Genomic DNA, 15,535 nt, shown 5'->3' with positions numbered 1-15,535 from the left:
CTTTTCTAACTGATCAGCCGATATTTTAGTACCTTCAAGAGCTTCTTTCATAGACTTGTCGACACCTTGACCAAATTCAGCCGCTTTAACACGGCCTTCTTTTAATCCATCTAAGAGATTATCAATCATTTGTAGTCAACGTGATTCGCAACATCACGCCCGTTCTCTTATGAACTGCTATACGTCACCGCATAGATTAGACTATATCTTCAACTACTTGAGTTGCTCCCCGTTTCGAGTGTCGTTTGCTTACACCCTACGTCTCTCGACTAGTCGTTGCACGTTCCTTAATTAAAAGGCTTCGCTCAGTATTGTCTCATTTGAGAGTTCCACTGAATTAAAGGAGTTTTTCATTGTATGTCGCCATACAAGGGAACTATAATCTAATTCCAGGTACCTGTATCAACACCAGCCTCCATAATCGCTTGTACTTCTTCAGCATTGTAACCCGCTCGTGTTAGCTGCCCACCATATTCAGCAATAATGTCTAATTGCTCAGGAGGAAAGCCAATTTTCAACAGACGATTCGTTAGCCCTAAAGCCGTATCACTAGTTATCCCTAATTCATTACCAATTTCATTCGCTTCTTGAATTAACTCAGTAAAATCTATACCTGCATAAGCACTTGCAATGGCTCCTGCTCCTTTTACAATAGAAGCATTAGCTTTATCACTGACCGTTTGATTTAATGCCCATTGTCTACGTGTACCCTCCAGTGCTTCTTCTACATCAACACCATAAGCTTCTACACCGCGAACCGCTTCTTCTACTGATTTTTTAGAGGATGCTGGAACTTCAAAAGAAACATCAATTTTTGTTTTTAATTTAGAGGTATCAAGTGCTTGCTCAATGGCTCCTGAAATACCACCACCAGCCATTAATCCACCTAGAATATTTTCTAAACCAATATCTAATTCTTTGAAACTGTGCGATGCTCTCTCCGCTTCTCGTGAAAGGTCCCTCAAATCATTTCGAACTTGTTGTAATGAGTTCCCATCATCTATAGAACGAAGAGATCGCTGTAATTTCTCAATATCTGCTTCTGAACCTAATGCTTCACGACCAATGATTTTAATCGCTTGTTCTAACTGCCTAGCCGTTGCTGTACCATTTCGTATTGCATTTGTAAGGTTATTCCCTAATGCATTTGCAAAATGGTCTACACTCGTTTCAGTCGCATCAAAAAATGTCTTTAATTGTTTCGTTGCGTTTTCTTGTTCCTGTAAACTTCTATTCGTCGCACTTAATTGATTCTGCAACTGCTGTTCTGCTGTCCGAGCTTGTATAAGCTGCGTTTCATATCTTTGGATTTCACTAGCATTTTCACCATACTGCTGTTTGGCTTGATCTAACTGTTTCTGATAGTTTTGTACTTTACTAGCTGCGACAGTATGTTGCTCTCCAAGATTATCTATTTTTAAACGTAATTTCTCTATTTCTGAAGCATTCTCACCAAGCGTCGCTTTTTGTAACTCGAATTGAGCATTCAACTTAGAAAGAGAAGATTTCAACTGCTCTTCTTGTCCTTTTAGCTCTTTCAGTTTTTGAGCTGCTTTAGCTGTTTCACTTGTTCTTGCCTGTTCAGCATCTCTTGCCTGTTTTAAACTTTCAGAAGTTTGTTTAATACTATTCGCTAACTGTTGTTCTGTTATTTGTTGGCTCCGTAACTTTGATTCCAACTTTGCTACAACAGTAGAATTTTCTCCGTACAGTTCTTTAGCACGTTGTAAATGTTCAGCCGTTGCTTGCGTAGCCCTTTGTGCAACTGCATATTGTTGAGAAAGATTTTGAAGTTTTGCTTGTAGTTTTTCTGAATCAGTAGCATTTAACTTCATCTGTTCTTCTTGTAATTTCATTTCTTGACGAAGTTTTTTAGTTTCCTGATTCATTCCCTTCATAGCATCATTAAAATCTTTATTTTGCGCTTTAAATATAACTTCAACTTCCGAATTATTTCTTGCCATTTTCTCACCTACCTTTACTTGGGATTGTTACGCCATGCTTCAAACGCTGTAATCCCTGCGTAAATACGCTCAACAGACGAAATTGGCTCATGCCAAAAAGTCTCTGGATCTATCCCAGAGACTAGACAATATAAGACGTATTTATCTTCCACACATTCGATTTTAATGTCTGGATTTTTTACTTTTTTTCACCGTTACCACCGCTATTTGTACTTTTTTTCAGTGCTGCGGCAAATTGATTTGGATCTTGACTAATTACATCAACAACCAGTTTCGTATATAGTTCCATAGATTCTGCTAAGGAATCATGATACTTCTTTAGAAATTCATCAAAAGTTGAGTTTTCTTTAGGATTTGCTCCTTTAAATGCCATATAAATTACTTTATGAATACTTGTTTGGTCAATTTGTTCTAATGCCGATAAGTCTTTATTACCCTCATTTCTTAGCCCATCTAAAGCTTGAAACTTTACAATATCAGCAATAATCGAACTGTTAATAAGCCCTTCTTCTTGACCTTTTTTCAAAGCATAATTCGTTAAAAATGCCGGGTAGTCCTGTTCATTAACAAAACGCTGTTCATATTCACCATCTACTTTTACAAATTCCACTTCTTTTAATGTTATTTTTTGAACTTTCATCGCTATTTCCTCACTTTCATTTTTCTCTTATTTAAATCCAAAAGAAAAAGCCCTGTATGAAACTAGGGCTTTAAGCTGAAGTTGTTCCTTTCACAAGAGCTGAATTAAATTGTGTATGCCACTTTTGAGCGACTGTTGCATCTGCTAATTCATCCACAAACGCCTCATAAAAGAAATTCTTTAAATCATCTGGTAGAGCTGTAAATTCTAATTCCATCATCGCTAGTTCCTCTTCACCATTTGCAATTGAAAATTTAAACCCTGTACTATTTGAGCAATTTGGGAACGCAATAAGTTTTACTAAATCTTCAAATTCATCTACAACATCGGCTGTAAATACAAAATCATATCCTTTAGATTCACTACCGTACGCCCAAACACCTGGCTTTAACCCTGTTGTATCAAAACCAAAATAATCCCTTGCTACTTTAACAGGGATGTGCGCCGAAACAGTTATCTTAAGTTCAGTAGTTTTTGATTTCTTTTTAACAGTTGTTCCACCACATAATTTTTTAATTTCCTTAATTTCTGGTTCTCCTTCAATCGTTCCAACACATCCGAATTTCGTTCCTGGCTCTTGCGTTCCTTTCTTTTTAAATTGAATACTTGCATTTGCAATCGACACGGAATCAAATTCTTCAATTACTTTAACCATTTAAAATTCCTCCTCCAATACTTTATCTACACCTTTGTGTAGCTCTCCTAAAATTCTTGGTCTAGCGTTTACAATCCCACGCTCCGCAAATCGTTGTTCTAAGGGATTATGTGAACCTCTTCCTTCGTTCGGGAAGACTAGATAACCAAACGATCCTTTTTTATTAGCTGCTCCACCACGGGCCAATATCCTAAAACCTAAATTCATCTTTTCGCTTTTTGACCAGTTACTATCCTTGGCATGTGTCTTATTTCGAACACTCCATTTAGAACGAGATACTGGAATCAGCTTTGTAATCTCTTCTATCGCAATTCGTATACCATCCGTGTGGAGAATGGTATTGATTGTAGGTTCCATCTTATTTGGTAAAACCCGCATCTTTTCTTCAAGTTTTTCTATCGCTTCATAATCAACCTCAAATGCACTCAAGTGGAATCACCCTCTTAAATGTAAAAACAACACGATCAATAAAACGATCTGTATCTTTCACTTGAAGGCGATCACTTTTAGAAACTACAAAGGATACCATTTTCACCTTGCCAACCCACGAAATAATATCAATGACCTGCTCATCTAAATTCGATTGATTTTCCGATAAATAACTAACATATATGCTTTGAGAAATTGTACGATCATTAGAAGACGGTTGAAACTCACCATATTCCAAAATAAAACAGTTGTATCCCTCTTCTGAACGCTCTGTTTTTTTATATCCGTATTGTAGAAATCCGTCATTTAAAGTTTCTCTATACGATTTTAGAACCATTGACAACACCAACTTTTCCTAATGCCACATCTAAAATAAGCCTGGATAATTCATTTTTATAATTTTTTTCAAACTCATCACCTGCATTGTTATAGACATACCGACAACGTTCTAACAGCAAATCTTTCGGGGTTAGCTCCTTTGAAAAATCAAAAGACGCATTTGTTAAACCCAACAAATACGCCTCTCCTTTTTCTAAAAGTTTTATTAAACTAGCATCCTCTTCATTCCAGGTGATTTTAAGAACATCTTTTAGTTCATTCAAAAGCTCATCCATTCGCATCACCTTCTAATAAAGTGATAAGTTCAGCCTTTGTTGCATTAGACTTGTATTCAATACCACTTTGATCTAATAAAGACTGAATCTCTACCTTGGTTAATGCTGAATAATTCCTCTCTTCAACAGGAGAGGATGGATTAGGGCGTTGTAGTGCCTTCTTTCGGTTCTAGCGCTGTAATGTCAAATACAGTGAACGAATCAGGATCTAACGGACGACCATTTGCAAGTTGACGAACGAGATATAAACGTTGATCTTCAATTAAACGGATTGTATCGTCTGATTCTAAACGTTGTTCTGAAGCAACTCCCATAAAGTAATCTTTCGGTTTACCAGAGATCATTGTATTTAGTGGGACGGCTGGCGACTGGACCATCGTTAAACCTGGCACTCCAAAATTATCATATGTCCAAGTACCATCATCTTTACGTTTTGCACCAATCGGGAAAAATTTTGTTGCATAATCCAAAGGATTCACAATAAGCGTTACCCCTGTATAGCGTTTCGTTCCTCCTTTAGTAGTAGGAGCTAAGATTTTTTTACCGATTGTTACAGGAGTAAAGTCTTCTAAAACAACTTTCTTTTTATCTGGATAAATACCATCTGTTACTGATCCTTTTAAATCTTTGATCATACCAATTGGTTGTTTTTTCCCTGTCCCCATAACAATAACTTTTTCTAATTCTTCTGCTACAACTTCTTTCATAAATGCACGCACATACTTATCTAACCACTCAGGACCTAGTTCAAACATAGCTTTACATACAACTAAAAACCCGCTAAGTTTGTACATGCCTTCTTCAATTGTTTCAAAACCTTCGTCAATCATTTCTCTAATTGAGTCACATACATCGCCCCAAAACGCTGTCGTAGTGCCCTCTTTTCTAACAACCCATTGTGTTTTTGCTCCTACGGTTTGGAAATTAACAAGAGAAAGTAATGGATGTTCCTTTTCTAAATCCTCAAAAACTCGTTCGAAAACAGTGGGCGGCATCAATTGATGTGTTTCACTAAATGATTTAACTTCAATTGCTGCATTATAAAATTTCTTTTCTTCATTTGTTAAAACACGCACACCGCGAGAGGCCAACACTTGAGCATCCCAATTTTCATTTTTGGCTTGTTGTGCTTCATTAATTACATCGTTCATCATATCCTGAAAATGCTGCATATTGTTCTCCATGTTTGCAACAATACGTGCCGCTACCGCTTGTGCATCACCTGTTTCAAGCGCCTCTTTTACATTATTAATTTGTTGATCTTTATTTTCGATTACCGGACGATCTAAATTTTTAATAGTCATCTTATTCCCTCCTGTTTTTAAGACAATAAAAAAAGCACTGCTTTACGCGCGCTTAAATTTGTTAAGTATATTTTCAGTTGAACCTACTGCTACTGGTTCATTCTGCTGTTTATTTTTATTTCGGAATTTCTGAAGTACATTATTTTTAAATTCCTCTGGATCTACCACATCGTCATCTTCTACATGTTCATTTACTTTATGAGCTAATCCAATTTCTACTGCCTCATTGGCGGTAAACCATGTTTCATTCGCAATCATTGTCTCAATTTCTGAACGTTCCCCTTGATAACGAGTCATATAAATATCCGCAAGCGATTTGTCAATTCCCTCAAGAGCATTCAATGTCTTACGAATATCTAATTTTGTCCCCCACGTCCATGTAGAAGCTTCATGAATCATTAACATAGAACCTGTATTCATAATTAGTTCGTCTGCTGCCATTGCAATAATAGATGCGGCGCTTGCTGCCAGTCCATCTACGTTAATGATGATTTTTGCCAGATGGTTTTTAAGTTGGTTATAAATCGCAATCCCATCAAATACATCCCCACCAGGACTATTCAGATTGATATTAATAACATTAGCCGAAGTAGCTTTTAATGTTTTCTCAATATCAACTGCTGATGTAGAATCACTCCACCATGATTCGCCAATATCACCATAAATCGTTATGTCCAACGAATCAGCTTTTGCTTCTGCTTTAAATGCATGTTGGACATTAGCTAGATGATTATACTGTTCATTTTTATAACGTCTCATTCTTTTCACCTCCCTCCAAAGAATCAGCTTCTTGATAGTTCTTTGTAACAAAGCGTTTATTTGCCCATTCTTCTTCAATTGGCTCTCTACCTAGAATAGTTAAGATATCATTGATAGATAAGCCACCTATTGCAAAGAGCTTATCTAATGCTGTCGCTAGTTTGGTAATATCAACAACTTTAATTTTCGTTGTATCAATCTTTAAATAGGACCGTTTCAAGAAATCCTTTTTCTTGTACATCTTACGATTAAATTCATCTTGGATTAGTTTCGCAATGGGATTAATACAAAAAGCTAAAAAAGAATCCATTTGTTTTTCAATATCTGCAACGTCACCCTTCAAAATACCTACGGGAACATGGAAGGCTGTCGCAACATAATTGAAAATATCATTAATTAAGGCTGCTATATCCCTACTCGTTCCGTTACTTGAGGTACCTTTCTGACCATCGCTAAAATCCTCAAGACTATAACCATCTTGTAATTGAAATGTAGATGTTTCTTTATTTGGATCTAACCAATTTTTAAGTTGATTATCAAATAACTCATCTACTTGTTTTTGTGTTTCGTCATCTTGTGCTCTAAAAAAGTTCCCCTTTAGTAAGAACCGCTTACTGTTCTTTCGTTTGTAATAATTAATGGACGATATTAATAATTTCCCTAAACTTTCATACATTCCATCGATTACTTGCATAATGTTTTCATCATTTAATTTAAAATATAAAACCTCAGACTCTTTATATTCTCGCCTCAAACTTAAATCACCAATAACAACATTCTTGTATTCATTTTCTTTAAATGCATAATGATCTACCGTAAATTCATCAGCAATATACAATTGGTCATTTGACATAATAACCAAACACTCATTATCATCGATTAAATGATGCACAAGACTATGCATAAATTCAGAAGCATTTTGATTTTGATTCGGTTGAACATTTAGTAGATAGTAATTTTCTCCACGAATTTCTTTTCCCTTATCAAACGTTTGTATTTCACACATTGTAAGTGCATTTGCAATCAAATCAATACAACTTTCCACTGCTAACTTCTTATAAAAATAATCTACTTTTAATTCATAATCACAACCATCTACAGTTCTAAAATTTTTACCACTCAAAAACCCTTTAAACCAATCAATTACCCCCATTTCACACCTCCTTTTAACCACCGAATACTCTAAACATTTTCTTAATTGTCTCTTTTGTAATAGGGATTCCTTCTTTTAACATTCCATCTAGAGTTAGGGCATGTATTAACGCCATAAATCCATCCGTTTTACGTAAATAAGGTTCGATTTTTTCATAACTAATATTTCCTTTTGAATCTTTATCTACATACACATTATTGGTGTACCAACGCATCATACGATCTGCACCGTATACAATGCTCTCCGTTGCAAACATTTCTTCCACTACAGGTTGTAGCTTGGTATGTGTTACCTTTCCACTACGAGCTATCTCAAGATGAAAACCTGCTTCTTCAAAGATTTGTTTAATATAATTAATCCTATATAAGTCTGAAGCGATTGATTTTATATTGTATATTTTCGCTTGTTTAATAAACCATCCTAGAATATGCTCTGGTTTATTAATGACATCATCGATAATCGTTACAAGCCCTTCATCTATCGCTACTTGAATATCAATTTTAAAGTTTTTATTCTTTAATGCTTGACGATTAATAAAAGTATGATGTTTCCAGTACCTTTTCCCTTTATATTTAAATAACAAACCTACACCAACAAAATCATTAATATCCGAGAAATCAATACCACCTACACAAGTCTGTCCTTTTAATTCCTCCAATGGAAACTCTTGATCAGTAGCTTTTATTTGCTCCCAACTTGCTACAGAGAACATCGTTTCTTCTTGTGGTAAATTCATACGTTTTGTCATGAATTCAATCCGTGCGGAAGATCTCGTTTGCATGTTCTCATATTCTGTTTCCATCTCTTGCTTCAAATGAGGAAAATAAGGTAATGAAGGGTTTGCCTTCTCCCACATTTCAAAATCATCCACTTCACTTTCATCATCTAATTTACAGAGAAACGGAAACATGCGTGAATTAGGGAGTTCCCCATTCAATATTTGCCTAGCCACATCTTTAAAATCATCGAGTACACCGCCACGCACATCTCCATCTGTAGTTAAATAAAAACGGCGTGGATGTTGTACCTTCCCTAATGCTGATGTAAATACTTTGATGTTGTCATAACTTTCGTAGGCATGAATTTCATCAAAAATAACAACCCCAGGACGTAAACCATCTTTTGTCTTAGCGTTGTTCGTATAATATTTAATTTTCGATTTTGTTTTCTTGTATACTATTTTTTCTAACGTCCATTTAAAGAATTTCTTCATTCTCTTTTTGTACTCTTCTAATACATCATGAACATCCATAAACGACGTTAAAGCTTGCTCTTTTGAAGTAGCTACAATATCAACGTTATATCCTCGAATCCCTTGTTTGCTAACTAAGTAGAAAGCAAGCGCTGCAATGAAACCATTTTTCCCAGCACCACGGCCCATCAAAATTAAAAACTCATTAAACACAAGCGTTCCGTCATCATAAAACAAACCTACACAGCAAGCCAAAATAAAATCTTGATGTGGTAATAATTCAAACGGAAAATACCTTTCAATAAATTCTTTTGCTTTTGTAATTTCATCATGATTGATAACGATGTTGTTTTGGCTGAGTTTCTTCTTTAGAAGTCCCATTAATAGTTTGACTTCTTTCGATGACTTCACCTGGCCGCTTTCGACCATATTTATATAGTTATCAATATAGGGATGATACTTATAATTCGTCATCGTCATCACCTGTATTTGGATTTTGCAAATTCATCTTTTTAATTAACTCTGTCATACTACGAATAGTTTCCCGGTATTCCTTTCCGGCTGGATTAGGTTTAATTCCTTTTTGCCCTCCACCGTTATCCCATGTAACCATACGTTCTTTCTTCCATTCTCTTTCCAATGCTTTTGATGCATCCCACAATGCCATGTATTTATCGACCAAATCAATGTACACCGCACTGTCCATTTCTTCATTTTCCAATTGTTGTAATAAATCTTGTTTAACTTGCATCTTTTTAGAGAGTTTTCGCAACTATACCCCCCCTTTACTTAAAAAATAAAAAATATATTTTCTCACCACCTCCCCCCGTTGAATGGTCCTCCTAATAAAAGCCAAACTTTTTGACCGGGGGTGTTTAAGAAACTAATTCAAAGTAAGTTTCAATGAAATCCAAAATAAAAAAGACTTCTTCACTAGAAATCTTTAGCATGTCTGTTGTAAATATTAAATTCTCTTCTTCTTGCAATCTTTCTCTAACATCATTAAGTTTAAGTCGTTTGCACTTTCTTGGGTTCACATAGTCCCTTATTTGGCAGTAACGCCAGTAAGAATACTTTCGGAACTGATTAAGCATGTCGCGTTCATATGACGTACGCTCGTCCTTCTCAGTGTATTGAATCATTAAGTCACTATCAAATGTCCAACTACCATCAACTATAATCATTGCTACCACCGTTCCTCATTCATGAACTTAGGTTCACTCTTGCTAATCATCTTATCCTTACCATCAGCAATGTTATGGCAACGAACACAAAGGTATTCAAGGTTGTCTAAGTCTAAGGCGAGATGTGGATGCGTCTTAACTGGTTTGATATGGTTCACATCCATTTTCATCTTACTCCCACGCTTGTCAAGTGTATCTCGTGTCGTTACCTTCCCTTTTTGTTTGCAATGCTCACATTCATTATTAGCTCGTTGGATTGCTTTTAATCGTAAAGCTCTCCACTCTTTAGACTTATAGAACTTCATAAGCTTATCTTCTTTTATAAGCTGGATAAGGTAATCTGTTCGCATTTCCTCCCCCCTATTAACATGCGTTCTGTCTGTTCCAACCGCGAAGTCAATCCCTATAAGTGTTTGTTTATCTATTTGTATATCATCCATCTAGTCTCGTAAAGTTTTAATTACTCCGTTCACCTTCAATGGGCTTCAAATCTTGTAATATCCTTGCTTCATTAGTACTTAACTTTCCCTCTTTAATTTTCTTTTGGATAAGTTCAGCTTTAACCATCTAGCTTTCCTCCTTTTGAAAGAATATTCCTGTTATACACTTGCAAATAAATACAAGTTATTAAAATAAAATTAACATTGCCATGGAGGATGAGACTTGCAAACCAACAAGTTTCCTCCCCTTTTTTATAGTTAATTCTTCAAGGAATCCTCCTCTAACAAATTATCTATCAACTTATTGATTACACTTGTTATAGCTTCTTTTTTGTTTTCTTTTGTTTTGTTCTCTTGTAATTCATCTAACACTTTAATTAAAGCTGGTAATCTTTCTAAACCCACATACTGTTTTATCTTCATTTTACTACGAAGAGCACGAAGGATTATGCCGATGATCATCGCTTTCTCAAGTTTATTTAATTCCACACTCTCTCCTCCAAAATAAAAGCACCCGAATAGGTGCTTTTTAAAGTTTTGCAAATTATTTTAATCATCTATTTTTAAATCAAAAATTTATAATAGCACTCCAACTATGTTCCCTTGCACATTTATATGTTCCTGTGACAGTTTTCCCATCATCTTCTACTTTACCTACATAAGTACAGGTAGTAGGTCCATTTTCTTGTTCTTTACGAATAATAAATATATCATTTCCATTCCGTGTAATTGTTAAAATAGCGTGATAATCAGGTTCTCCAGGTTTTGCCCATTTTCCATCAAAAGTATTACTTAAGCCTCTTCGCGTCCACTGTCCTATCCATCCTGCTTCTTGTTCTATCCAATATACACCCAAATTTTCAATTCGGCTTATACGAGGAGGTAAAATATTTTTAAGTAATGTTAAATTAAGCTCTGGAACTTTACATAATGCAGAATTTACAGAACAAGACCGACTTGCTTCCATAATAATTTGTAACTGACCACTTATCTCATTAAAACGTTCGTTCACTTGTTCTATATTTATTTCTGGGAATTGAAGTTGATAGTCTAATGCATACGTTAAATCGTTTTGATATTTGGTAAAGCGTCGATATAAACTTCCCAATTGCTCTAAACATGATGTTTGGTATGAAACATCTAGTGAAGTTAAGTTTTCACGAGCAATATGGTTGTATGGAATTATTAATGCCGTACGAGGAAAACCATTATCGCCAGCAACTGCTTGTGGAAATTTCAAAGCTTCTTGTATCATGCCTTCAGGTGTCACTTCTTCTAAAACACTATTTCCCCCCTGACGATATACAGTAGCTTTCATCTCATAAGATGATGTTATTTTCTCCAATGCTTGTTGAAATGATCCGCTCATTGAGCCAGTGTATACGCCATAAGTAGCTTGACCAGAAAGACCTGCCCTAATTTCATTTAATTCAGCAGTTGTTGAGCTGCTAATTTCAAGAACTCCTATAAATTCTCCTCCTGTAATTAGACCATATACAAACGAATTACCATATTGTTCAATAAAGGCACTTTGGTCCTGATTATATAAAGATACAGCTTCCGATTTTAATTTAACATTCGCTAAATCTAGTAAAATTTGTTTGTTTGTCACAGTTACTTGAACGATAACATAGATACTGTAGCTGTTTTGTTTAAATGAATTAGAGAAAGCGACTCGAGCTGACCCCTTACCACTCATTCCATATTTAAGTGATGCTTTAGCTGATACATTCATTTTTTCAGTAATACTTTCTGTACTACTAGCTAATTCCACTTTAAAGAAAATTTCTTGTCCACCTGCAGATGGAACTTCTCTAGTGCTATTTACATCAAATAAAGCAGGCGAATGTATGTCCTCTGTAGCCGTGTTAAAACCTATCCCCAGGTTCATACCATTAATATAATCCACTTCGGAATTCACTAATAATACCTCCATTTTTTTACATCAATTTTTGTATAAACTTTCATTAAACACATAAAATAATTCATTTATCTACCTTTTTTCTATACACTCATCTTAATTATCCTCACTACACAATATGTTAACCGTTTTAATCCAATTAATACATTTCAGCTCAGTTTATATCCTTGATCCATATCTATAATAACGGTAATACAATTATAATGTATTAAGCATTCTGAACTAGTTATACAAGTATTGTTATAATTCATATACAAAACCCATTCTATATTCAGACGAAAATCAACTATAATTATCATTAAGTACTAGCTAGTCATTCAACTATCTTTTGACTTTATTCAAAATAAAAGGATAAAGGAAGTTTTATTCTTCTTCCAATCCCTTAATGCAGTTACAAAAACCTGTTTGCACATTATTAAGTAGCTGGAAGAAGAGCAAAAGCTCTCCCTAACAACGGTACCATTCAATCGTTACCATCTGCTGGTTTCGGATTTTATTTGCCGCTATTACGAAACCGTTTAAACAACATATATTATAAAGAAATTTTATGAGTTGTGTTTTCCGCCACTTCTCACAATACAAATATATCATGTCAAAAACCAAAACGTGTCCGTAAATCGTTCGCAAATAGTCCGCAGATAGTTCACAAATAGTTCGCGTTTTTTATTTCTGCTTTTTTTCACATCGTTTTTCAGCCTCTTTTCGCATAGTTTTGAATAAATATGTTCTTTAATCCTAGAAAATGAATTAGCTATAACCTGGATTGTGTTAAATTCACCTATTCCGTTTAACCTTAGATATATCAATCTCTTTCGCATTTTATAAAAATGAATTTGCCACTTTCAGTTTAAAGCTAATTCAATAAGTGATAAAAAAATAAAGGAGCTAGATTCTAAACTTCCTTTGATAATCATTTAATGTATCTTGCTCCATTCCAATGTATCTCAATGTTTCTTTCTGATCTGTATGATTTAACATCTTTTGTAAAGCAACTACATCCTTAAATTGTTTGTAATGATGATACCCATATGTTTTTCTGAGCGAATGAGTTCCTATACGTTCTAACCCAAACTCTTCTGCTGCTTGATTTAATATTACATAAGCCATAGCACGAGTAATTGGTTTATTCTTTCCGTTCCTACTCTTAATCAGGTATTCGTTCTTTGGCTTTCCTTTAGTATAATTTCTGATGGCTCTCTTCAACTCTGAAGGCATCTTCACATCTTTGATTTTCCTTGTTTTCTTTTCACGTATCATAATATTCCAGCCTTCTACATCACCAACACGCAAACGTAATATATCCGATATTCTAAACCCCGTATTAATACCAAGAAGAAACAGAATGTAGTTCCTCTCATTCTGCTCCTTATAAAACTCTTTTATTTCTTGTATTATTTCTTTATCTCGAATTGGCTGTACAATATTCATATACTTTGCCCCTCTTTTTGTCTACGCGTTTTTTGAAACACCTCTTTCTTTAGATTGAACGCTAACCGCAATATCGCTCGTCCTTTTAACTTATAATATTTTGTTTTACCTATTCCTAAATCCATCCAGATATCTTGATCATATCCAGAATCATGTTCCATATAAAATTTCACAATCACTTCACGTTCATCATCTCTTAGACGATTCACACCATCATACAACCAACTCATAAATTTATTTCGTTCTTGTTCATACTCTATTCTTTCTATTGCAATATTTTCAGTCGAACTATTAAACTCATTTGTATTCGATGGAGGAACAATAGAATACGACGCTGTCACTTTTGGCAGCATATCACATGGCATAGTTGCTAAATATCTACGATACTCATTAAATACTTTTTCGATTTCTTGTTTTGTTCTTTTTCCATCCACAATTGGCATCTTAAATGATAGTTGTTTATTCATATTAAATTCCTCCATTGTTATTATTTTTGTCTTACTGCCCCACGTCTTCGTTCATAACGTGGACCATGAATTCCCATTAAATCCTCAATGTCGCGTGTGCTTAATTTCTCTTTTTGTTTTTTCTTATTTTTCTTCTTTACTTTTTTTGATTGTTTTTTCCACTCGCGTAGCTGATCCTTTAGTACCTTCATTTCCTCATCTCCCTTGTTTAAAATAAAAAGGACACCTATTCCTAAAACAGCTTGAATTGCCGCTTTAATGAATTGGTGTCCTCTAGTTTTCTAGCCGGACTGTATTCATTTTCAATCTCGAATTTTGTCTAAAATTTGTATTTTTTATTTATTTAGATGCTACATTTGTCCTGTTATAATAAATGTAACATTGCCACTCGAAAAAAGTGACTTGTCCCCAATACAAGTTGCTTTTTTCTTTTTTATTTTAAAAAGATTATTTTGTTACATTGCTTAAAATCTTAAAACCTCTTTCTTTATTAAACTCCTTCATCCACTCATCTTTATAAACTTCCTGCAAACGACCATATGAGTTTACAGTCATTTTCTCTCTTGCCATCGGTAATGAAACACTCATGCTATTAGGAAGGCCTATAGGCAATGAGGCCTCTTCAATTGCTAATGTCATACATCCATCGCAAAAATCAACATTAATTTCTTCATTGTTTGAATCACATGTTTCCTTGTTGCACATTGGGCAAATTTGAACCATTTCCCTCTACCTCCTTGAATAAATCCATAAACCTTGTCCATACTATAAATACACTTGAGTTCTGAACTTCCTTCTTAATGCTTTTCTGGAGAGCAGTTAGCTTTTGCTAGCTGCTCTTTTATTTGTAAAAATGCACTTAATTGACTGGGCACACATATAATATTCTCAGTTCCTTTCTCTATAAAATAGTCATTATAGAATTGATCTCGTCACGAGGGCACTTTACTAAGTGCCCTTTTTATGTTCCAACTTAATACAAAATGAAATTTTTATTAGATTATTTTTGCATATCATTTTCAACTCTGTTCATACTATAGTTGTAATTCGCAATTACAACAGCAACATTTGCTAAGCACCGTTTTCTTTTTTTACCAGGACAGCTAGCTAATCATGCTAGCTGTTTTATTGAATAAAATGCAGTTTTTATTTAACTTTCTTGCATAACATTTTCACTTCTACTCATACTATAGTTGTAACCTTAAGTTACAATGTATTGTGGGTATTGTTCTTGTTGGACGATAAAGCAGTTAGTTCATTGAGCTAGCTGCTTTATCATTTTAATAAACATCAACATTTACTCAGTACAAAATAGTGTTTTTATAAAAAACTTTGCACCCTTAAATCAGACAAGCATATATTATTGTATGGGGCACTCCAGTCCA

Annotated in this window: 19 protein-coding genes and 1 pseudogene; all 20 read right to left on the bottom strand. The window is 34.7% G+C overall.

What is annotated here, in order from left to right:
• Positions 1-383: 383 nt before the first annotated feature.
• Positions 384-1,964 (bottom strand): hypothetical protein, encoded by a 1,581-nt coding sequence (locus tag ACUN13_RS14700; protein WP_445423868.1) that lies wholly within the window; start codon positions 1,962-1,964, stop codon positions 384-386.
• A gap of 178 nt (positions 1,965-2,142) precedes the next feature.
• A complete protein-coding gene (locus tag ACUN13_RS14695; RefSeq protein ID WP_325856272.1) occupies positions 2,143-2,604 on the bottom strand; it encodes a hypothetical protein in 462 nt (153 codons plus the stop codon).
• Between the two features lie 70 nt (positions 2,605-2,674).
• Entirely contained in the window at positions 2,675-3,259 is a 585-nt protein-coding gene (locus tag ACUN13_RS14690; protein ID WP_445423867.1) for a phage tail protein, read from the bottom strand.
• On the bottom strand, positions 3,260-3,688 hold the full coding sequence (locus ACUN13_RS14685; RefSeq protein WP_409532018.1) for a hypothetical protein: 429 nt from the start codon (positions 3,686-3,688) through the stop codon (positions 3,260-3,262).
• A complete protein-coding gene (locus ACUN13_RS14680; RefSeq protein ID WP_445423883.1) occupies positions 3,675-4,025 on the bottom strand; it encodes a hypothetical protein in 351 nt (116 codons plus the stop codon). Before ACUN13_RS14680 ends, ACUN13_RS14685 begins: the two co-directional genes overlap by 14 nt.
• Complete coding sequence (locus ACUN13_RS14675) at positions 4,006-4,302, bottom strand: hypothetical protein (protein ID WP_409532014.1); 297 nt, start codon at positions 4,300-4,302, stop codon at positions 4,006-4,008. Before ACUN13_RS14675 ends, ACUN13_RS14680 begins: the two co-directional genes overlap by 20 nt.
• Positions 4,295-4,405 (bottom strand): annotated as a pseudogene (locus tag ACUN13_RS14670) (hypothetical protein); the annotation flags it as partial. The gene ACUN13_RS14675 and the pseudogene ACUN13_RS14670, both read right to left, overlap by 8 nt.
• Before the next feature lie 37 nt (positions 4,406-4,442).
• Positions 4,443-5,606 (bottom strand): phage major capsid protein, encoded by a 1,164-nt coding sequence (locus ACUN13_RS14665; RefSeq protein WP_021727584.1) that lies wholly within the window; start codon positions 5,604-5,606, stop codon positions 4,443-4,445.
• A gap of 42 nt (positions 5,607-5,648) precedes the next feature.
• Positions 5,649-6,365 carry a head maturation protease, ClpP-related gene (locus tag ACUN13_RS14660; protein ID WP_409532011.1) on the bottom strand — a complete coding sequence of 239 codons (717 nt, stop codon included), beginning with the start codon at positions 6,363-6,365 and terminating at the stop codon, positions 5,649-5,651.
• Positions 6,352-7,518: a phage portal protein gene (locus ACUN13_RS14655; RefSeq protein WP_088029337.1), complete on the bottom strand. Its 1,167-nt coding sequence runs from the start codon at positions 7,516-7,518 to the stop codon at positions 6,352-6,354. The genes ACUN13_RS14660 and ACUN13_RS14655 overlap by 14 nt, the downstream gene beginning before the upstream one ends.
• A gap of 13 nt (positions 7,519-7,531) precedes the next feature.
• On the bottom strand, positions 7,532-9,184 hold the full coding sequence (locus tag ACUN13_RS14650) for a terminase TerL endonuclease subunit (RefSeq protein WP_445423866.1): 1,653 nt from the start codon (positions 9,182-9,184) through the stop codon (positions 7,532-7,534).
• Complete coding sequence (locus tag ACUN13_RS14645) at positions 9,171-9,482, bottom strand: hypothetical protein (protein ID WP_021727588.1); 312 nt, start codon at positions 9,480-9,482, stop codon at positions 9,171-9,173. The genes ACUN13_RS14650 and ACUN13_RS14645 overlap by 14 nt, the downstream gene beginning before the upstream one ends.
• 103 nt (positions 9,483-9,585) lie before the next feature.
• On the bottom strand, positions 9,586-9,894 hold the full coding sequence (locus tag ACUN13_RS14640) for a hypothetical protein (protein ID WP_445423865.1): 309 nt from the start codon (positions 9,892-9,894) through the stop codon (positions 9,586-9,588).
• Positions 9,895-9,896: 2 nt separating this feature from the next.
• On the bottom strand, positions 9,897-10,244 hold the full coding sequence (locus tag ACUN13_RS14635) for an HNH endonuclease (RefSeq protein ID WP_445423864.1): 348 nt from the start codon (positions 10,242-10,244) through the stop codon (positions 9,897-9,899).
• A 348-nt stretch (positions 10,245-10,592) separates the two neighbouring features.
• Positions 10,593-10,823, bottom strand: coding sequence for a hypothetical protein (locus ACUN13_RS14630; protein ID WP_445423863.1), 231 nt, complete (start codon positions 10,821-10,823; stop codon positions 10,593-10,595).
• Positions 10,824-10,902: 79 nt separating this feature from the next.
• A complete protein-coding gene (locus ACUN13_RS14625; protein WP_445423862.1) occupies positions 10,903-12,255 on the bottom strand; it encodes a hypothetical protein in 1,353 nt (450 codons plus the stop codon).
• 885 nt (positions 12,256-13,140) lie between these two features.
• Positions 13,141-13,683: a tyrosine-type recombinase/integrase gene (locus ACUN13_RS14620; RefSeq protein ID WP_061884220.1), complete on the bottom strand. Its 543-nt coding sequence runs from the start codon at positions 13,681-13,683 to the stop codon at positions 13,141-13,143.
• Positions 13,680-14,150 carry an ArpU family phage packaging/lysis transcriptional regulator gene (locus ACUN13_RS14615; protein WP_061884219.1) on the bottom strand — a complete coding sequence of 157 codons (471 nt, stop codon included), beginning with the start codon at positions 14,148-14,150 and terminating at the stop codon, positions 13,680-13,682. Before ACUN13_RS14615 ends, ACUN13_RS14620 begins: the two co-directional genes overlap by 4 nt.
• A gap of 20 nt (positions 14,151-14,170) precedes the next feature.
• Positions 14,171-14,341, bottom strand: coding sequence for a hypothetical protein (locus ACUN13_RS14610; protein ID WP_000866143.1), 171 nt, complete (start codon positions 14,339-14,341; stop codon positions 14,171-14,173).
• A 256-nt stretch (positions 14,342-14,597) separates the two neighbouring features.
• The gene (locus tag ACUN13_RS14605; protein ID WP_409531998.1) at positions 14,598-14,873 is read right to left on the bottom strand and encodes a hypothetical protein; all 276 of its coding nucleotides are present in this window, start codon (positions 14,871-14,873) and stop codon (positions 14,598-14,600) included.
• Between the last annotated feature and the right edge of the window lie 662 nt (positions 14,874-15,535).

It is taken from the genome of Bacillus cereus group sp. Bce041, assembly GCF_052646455.1.
This window is presented reverse-complemented; position numbering and strand designations above follow the sequence as displayed.

What these genes read in the sequence shown, in the direction of transcription:
- ACUN13_RS14700 (WP_445423868.1), bottom strand. Translation starts at nt 1,964, where the DNA reads ATGGCAAGAAATAATTCGGAAGTTGAAGTTATATTTAAAGCGCAAAAT.
- ACUN13_RS14695 (WP_325856272.1), bottom strand. Translation starts at nt 2,604, where the DNA reads ATGAAAGTTCAAAAAATAACATTAAAAGAAGTGGAATTTGTAAAAGTA.
- ACUN13_RS14690 (WP_445423867.1), bottom strand. Translation starts at nt 3,259, where the DNA reads ATGGTTAAAGTAATTGAAGAATTTGATTCCGTGTCGATTGCAAATGCA.
- ACUN13_RS14680 (WP_445423883.1), bottom strand. Translation starts at nt 4,025, where the DNA reads ATGGTTCTAAAATCGTATAGAGAAACTTTAAATGACGGATTTCTACAA.
- ACUN13_RS14675 (WP_409532014.1), bottom strand. Translation starts at nt 4,302, where the DNA reads ATGGATGAGCTTTTGAATGAACTAAAAGATGTTCTTAAAATCACCTGG.
- ACUN13_RS14665 (WP_021727584.1), bottom strand. Translation starts at nt 5,606, where the DNA reads ATGACTATTAAAAATTTAGATCGTCCGGTAATCGAAAATAAAGATCAA.
- ACUN13_RS14660 (WP_409532011.1), bottom strand. Translation starts at nt 6,365, where the DNA reads ATGAGACGTTATAAAAATGAACAGTATAATCATCTAGCTAATGTCCAA.
- ACUN13_RS14655 (WP_088029337.1), bottom strand. Translation starts at nt 7,518, where the DNA reads ATGGGGGTAATTGATTGGTTTAAAGGGTTTTTGAGTGGTAAAAATTTT.
- ACUN13_RS14650 (WP_445423866.1), bottom strand. Translation starts at nt 9,184, where the DNA reads ATGACGAATTATAAGTATCATCCCTATATTGATAACTATATAAATATG.
- ACUN13_RS14640 (WP_445423865.1), bottom strand. Translation starts at nt 9,894, where the DNA reads ATGATTATAGTTGATGGTAGTTGGACATTTGATAGTGACTTAATGATT.
- ACUN13_RS14635 (WP_445423864.1), bottom strand. Translation starts at nt 10,244, where the DNA reads ATGCGAACAGATTACCTTATCCAGCTTATAAAAGAAGATAAGCTTATG.
- ACUN13_RS14620 (WP_061884220.1), bottom strand. Translation starts at nt 13,683, where the DNA reads ATGAATATTGTACAGCCAATTCGAGATAAAGAAATAATACAAGAAATA.
- ACUN13_RS14615 (WP_061884219.1), bottom strand. Translation starts at nt 14,150, where the DNA reads ATGAATAAACAACTATCATTTAAGATGCCAATTGTGGATGGAAAAAGA.
- ACUN13_RS14610 (WP_000866143.1), bottom strand. Translation starts at nt 14,341, where the DNA reads ATGAAGGTACTAAAGGATCAGCTACGCGAGTGGAAAAAACAATCAAAA.
- ACUN13_RS14605 (WP_409531998.1), bottom strand. Translation starts at nt 14,873, where the DNA reads ATGGTTCAAATTTGCCCAATGTGCAACAAGGAAACATGTGATTCAAAC.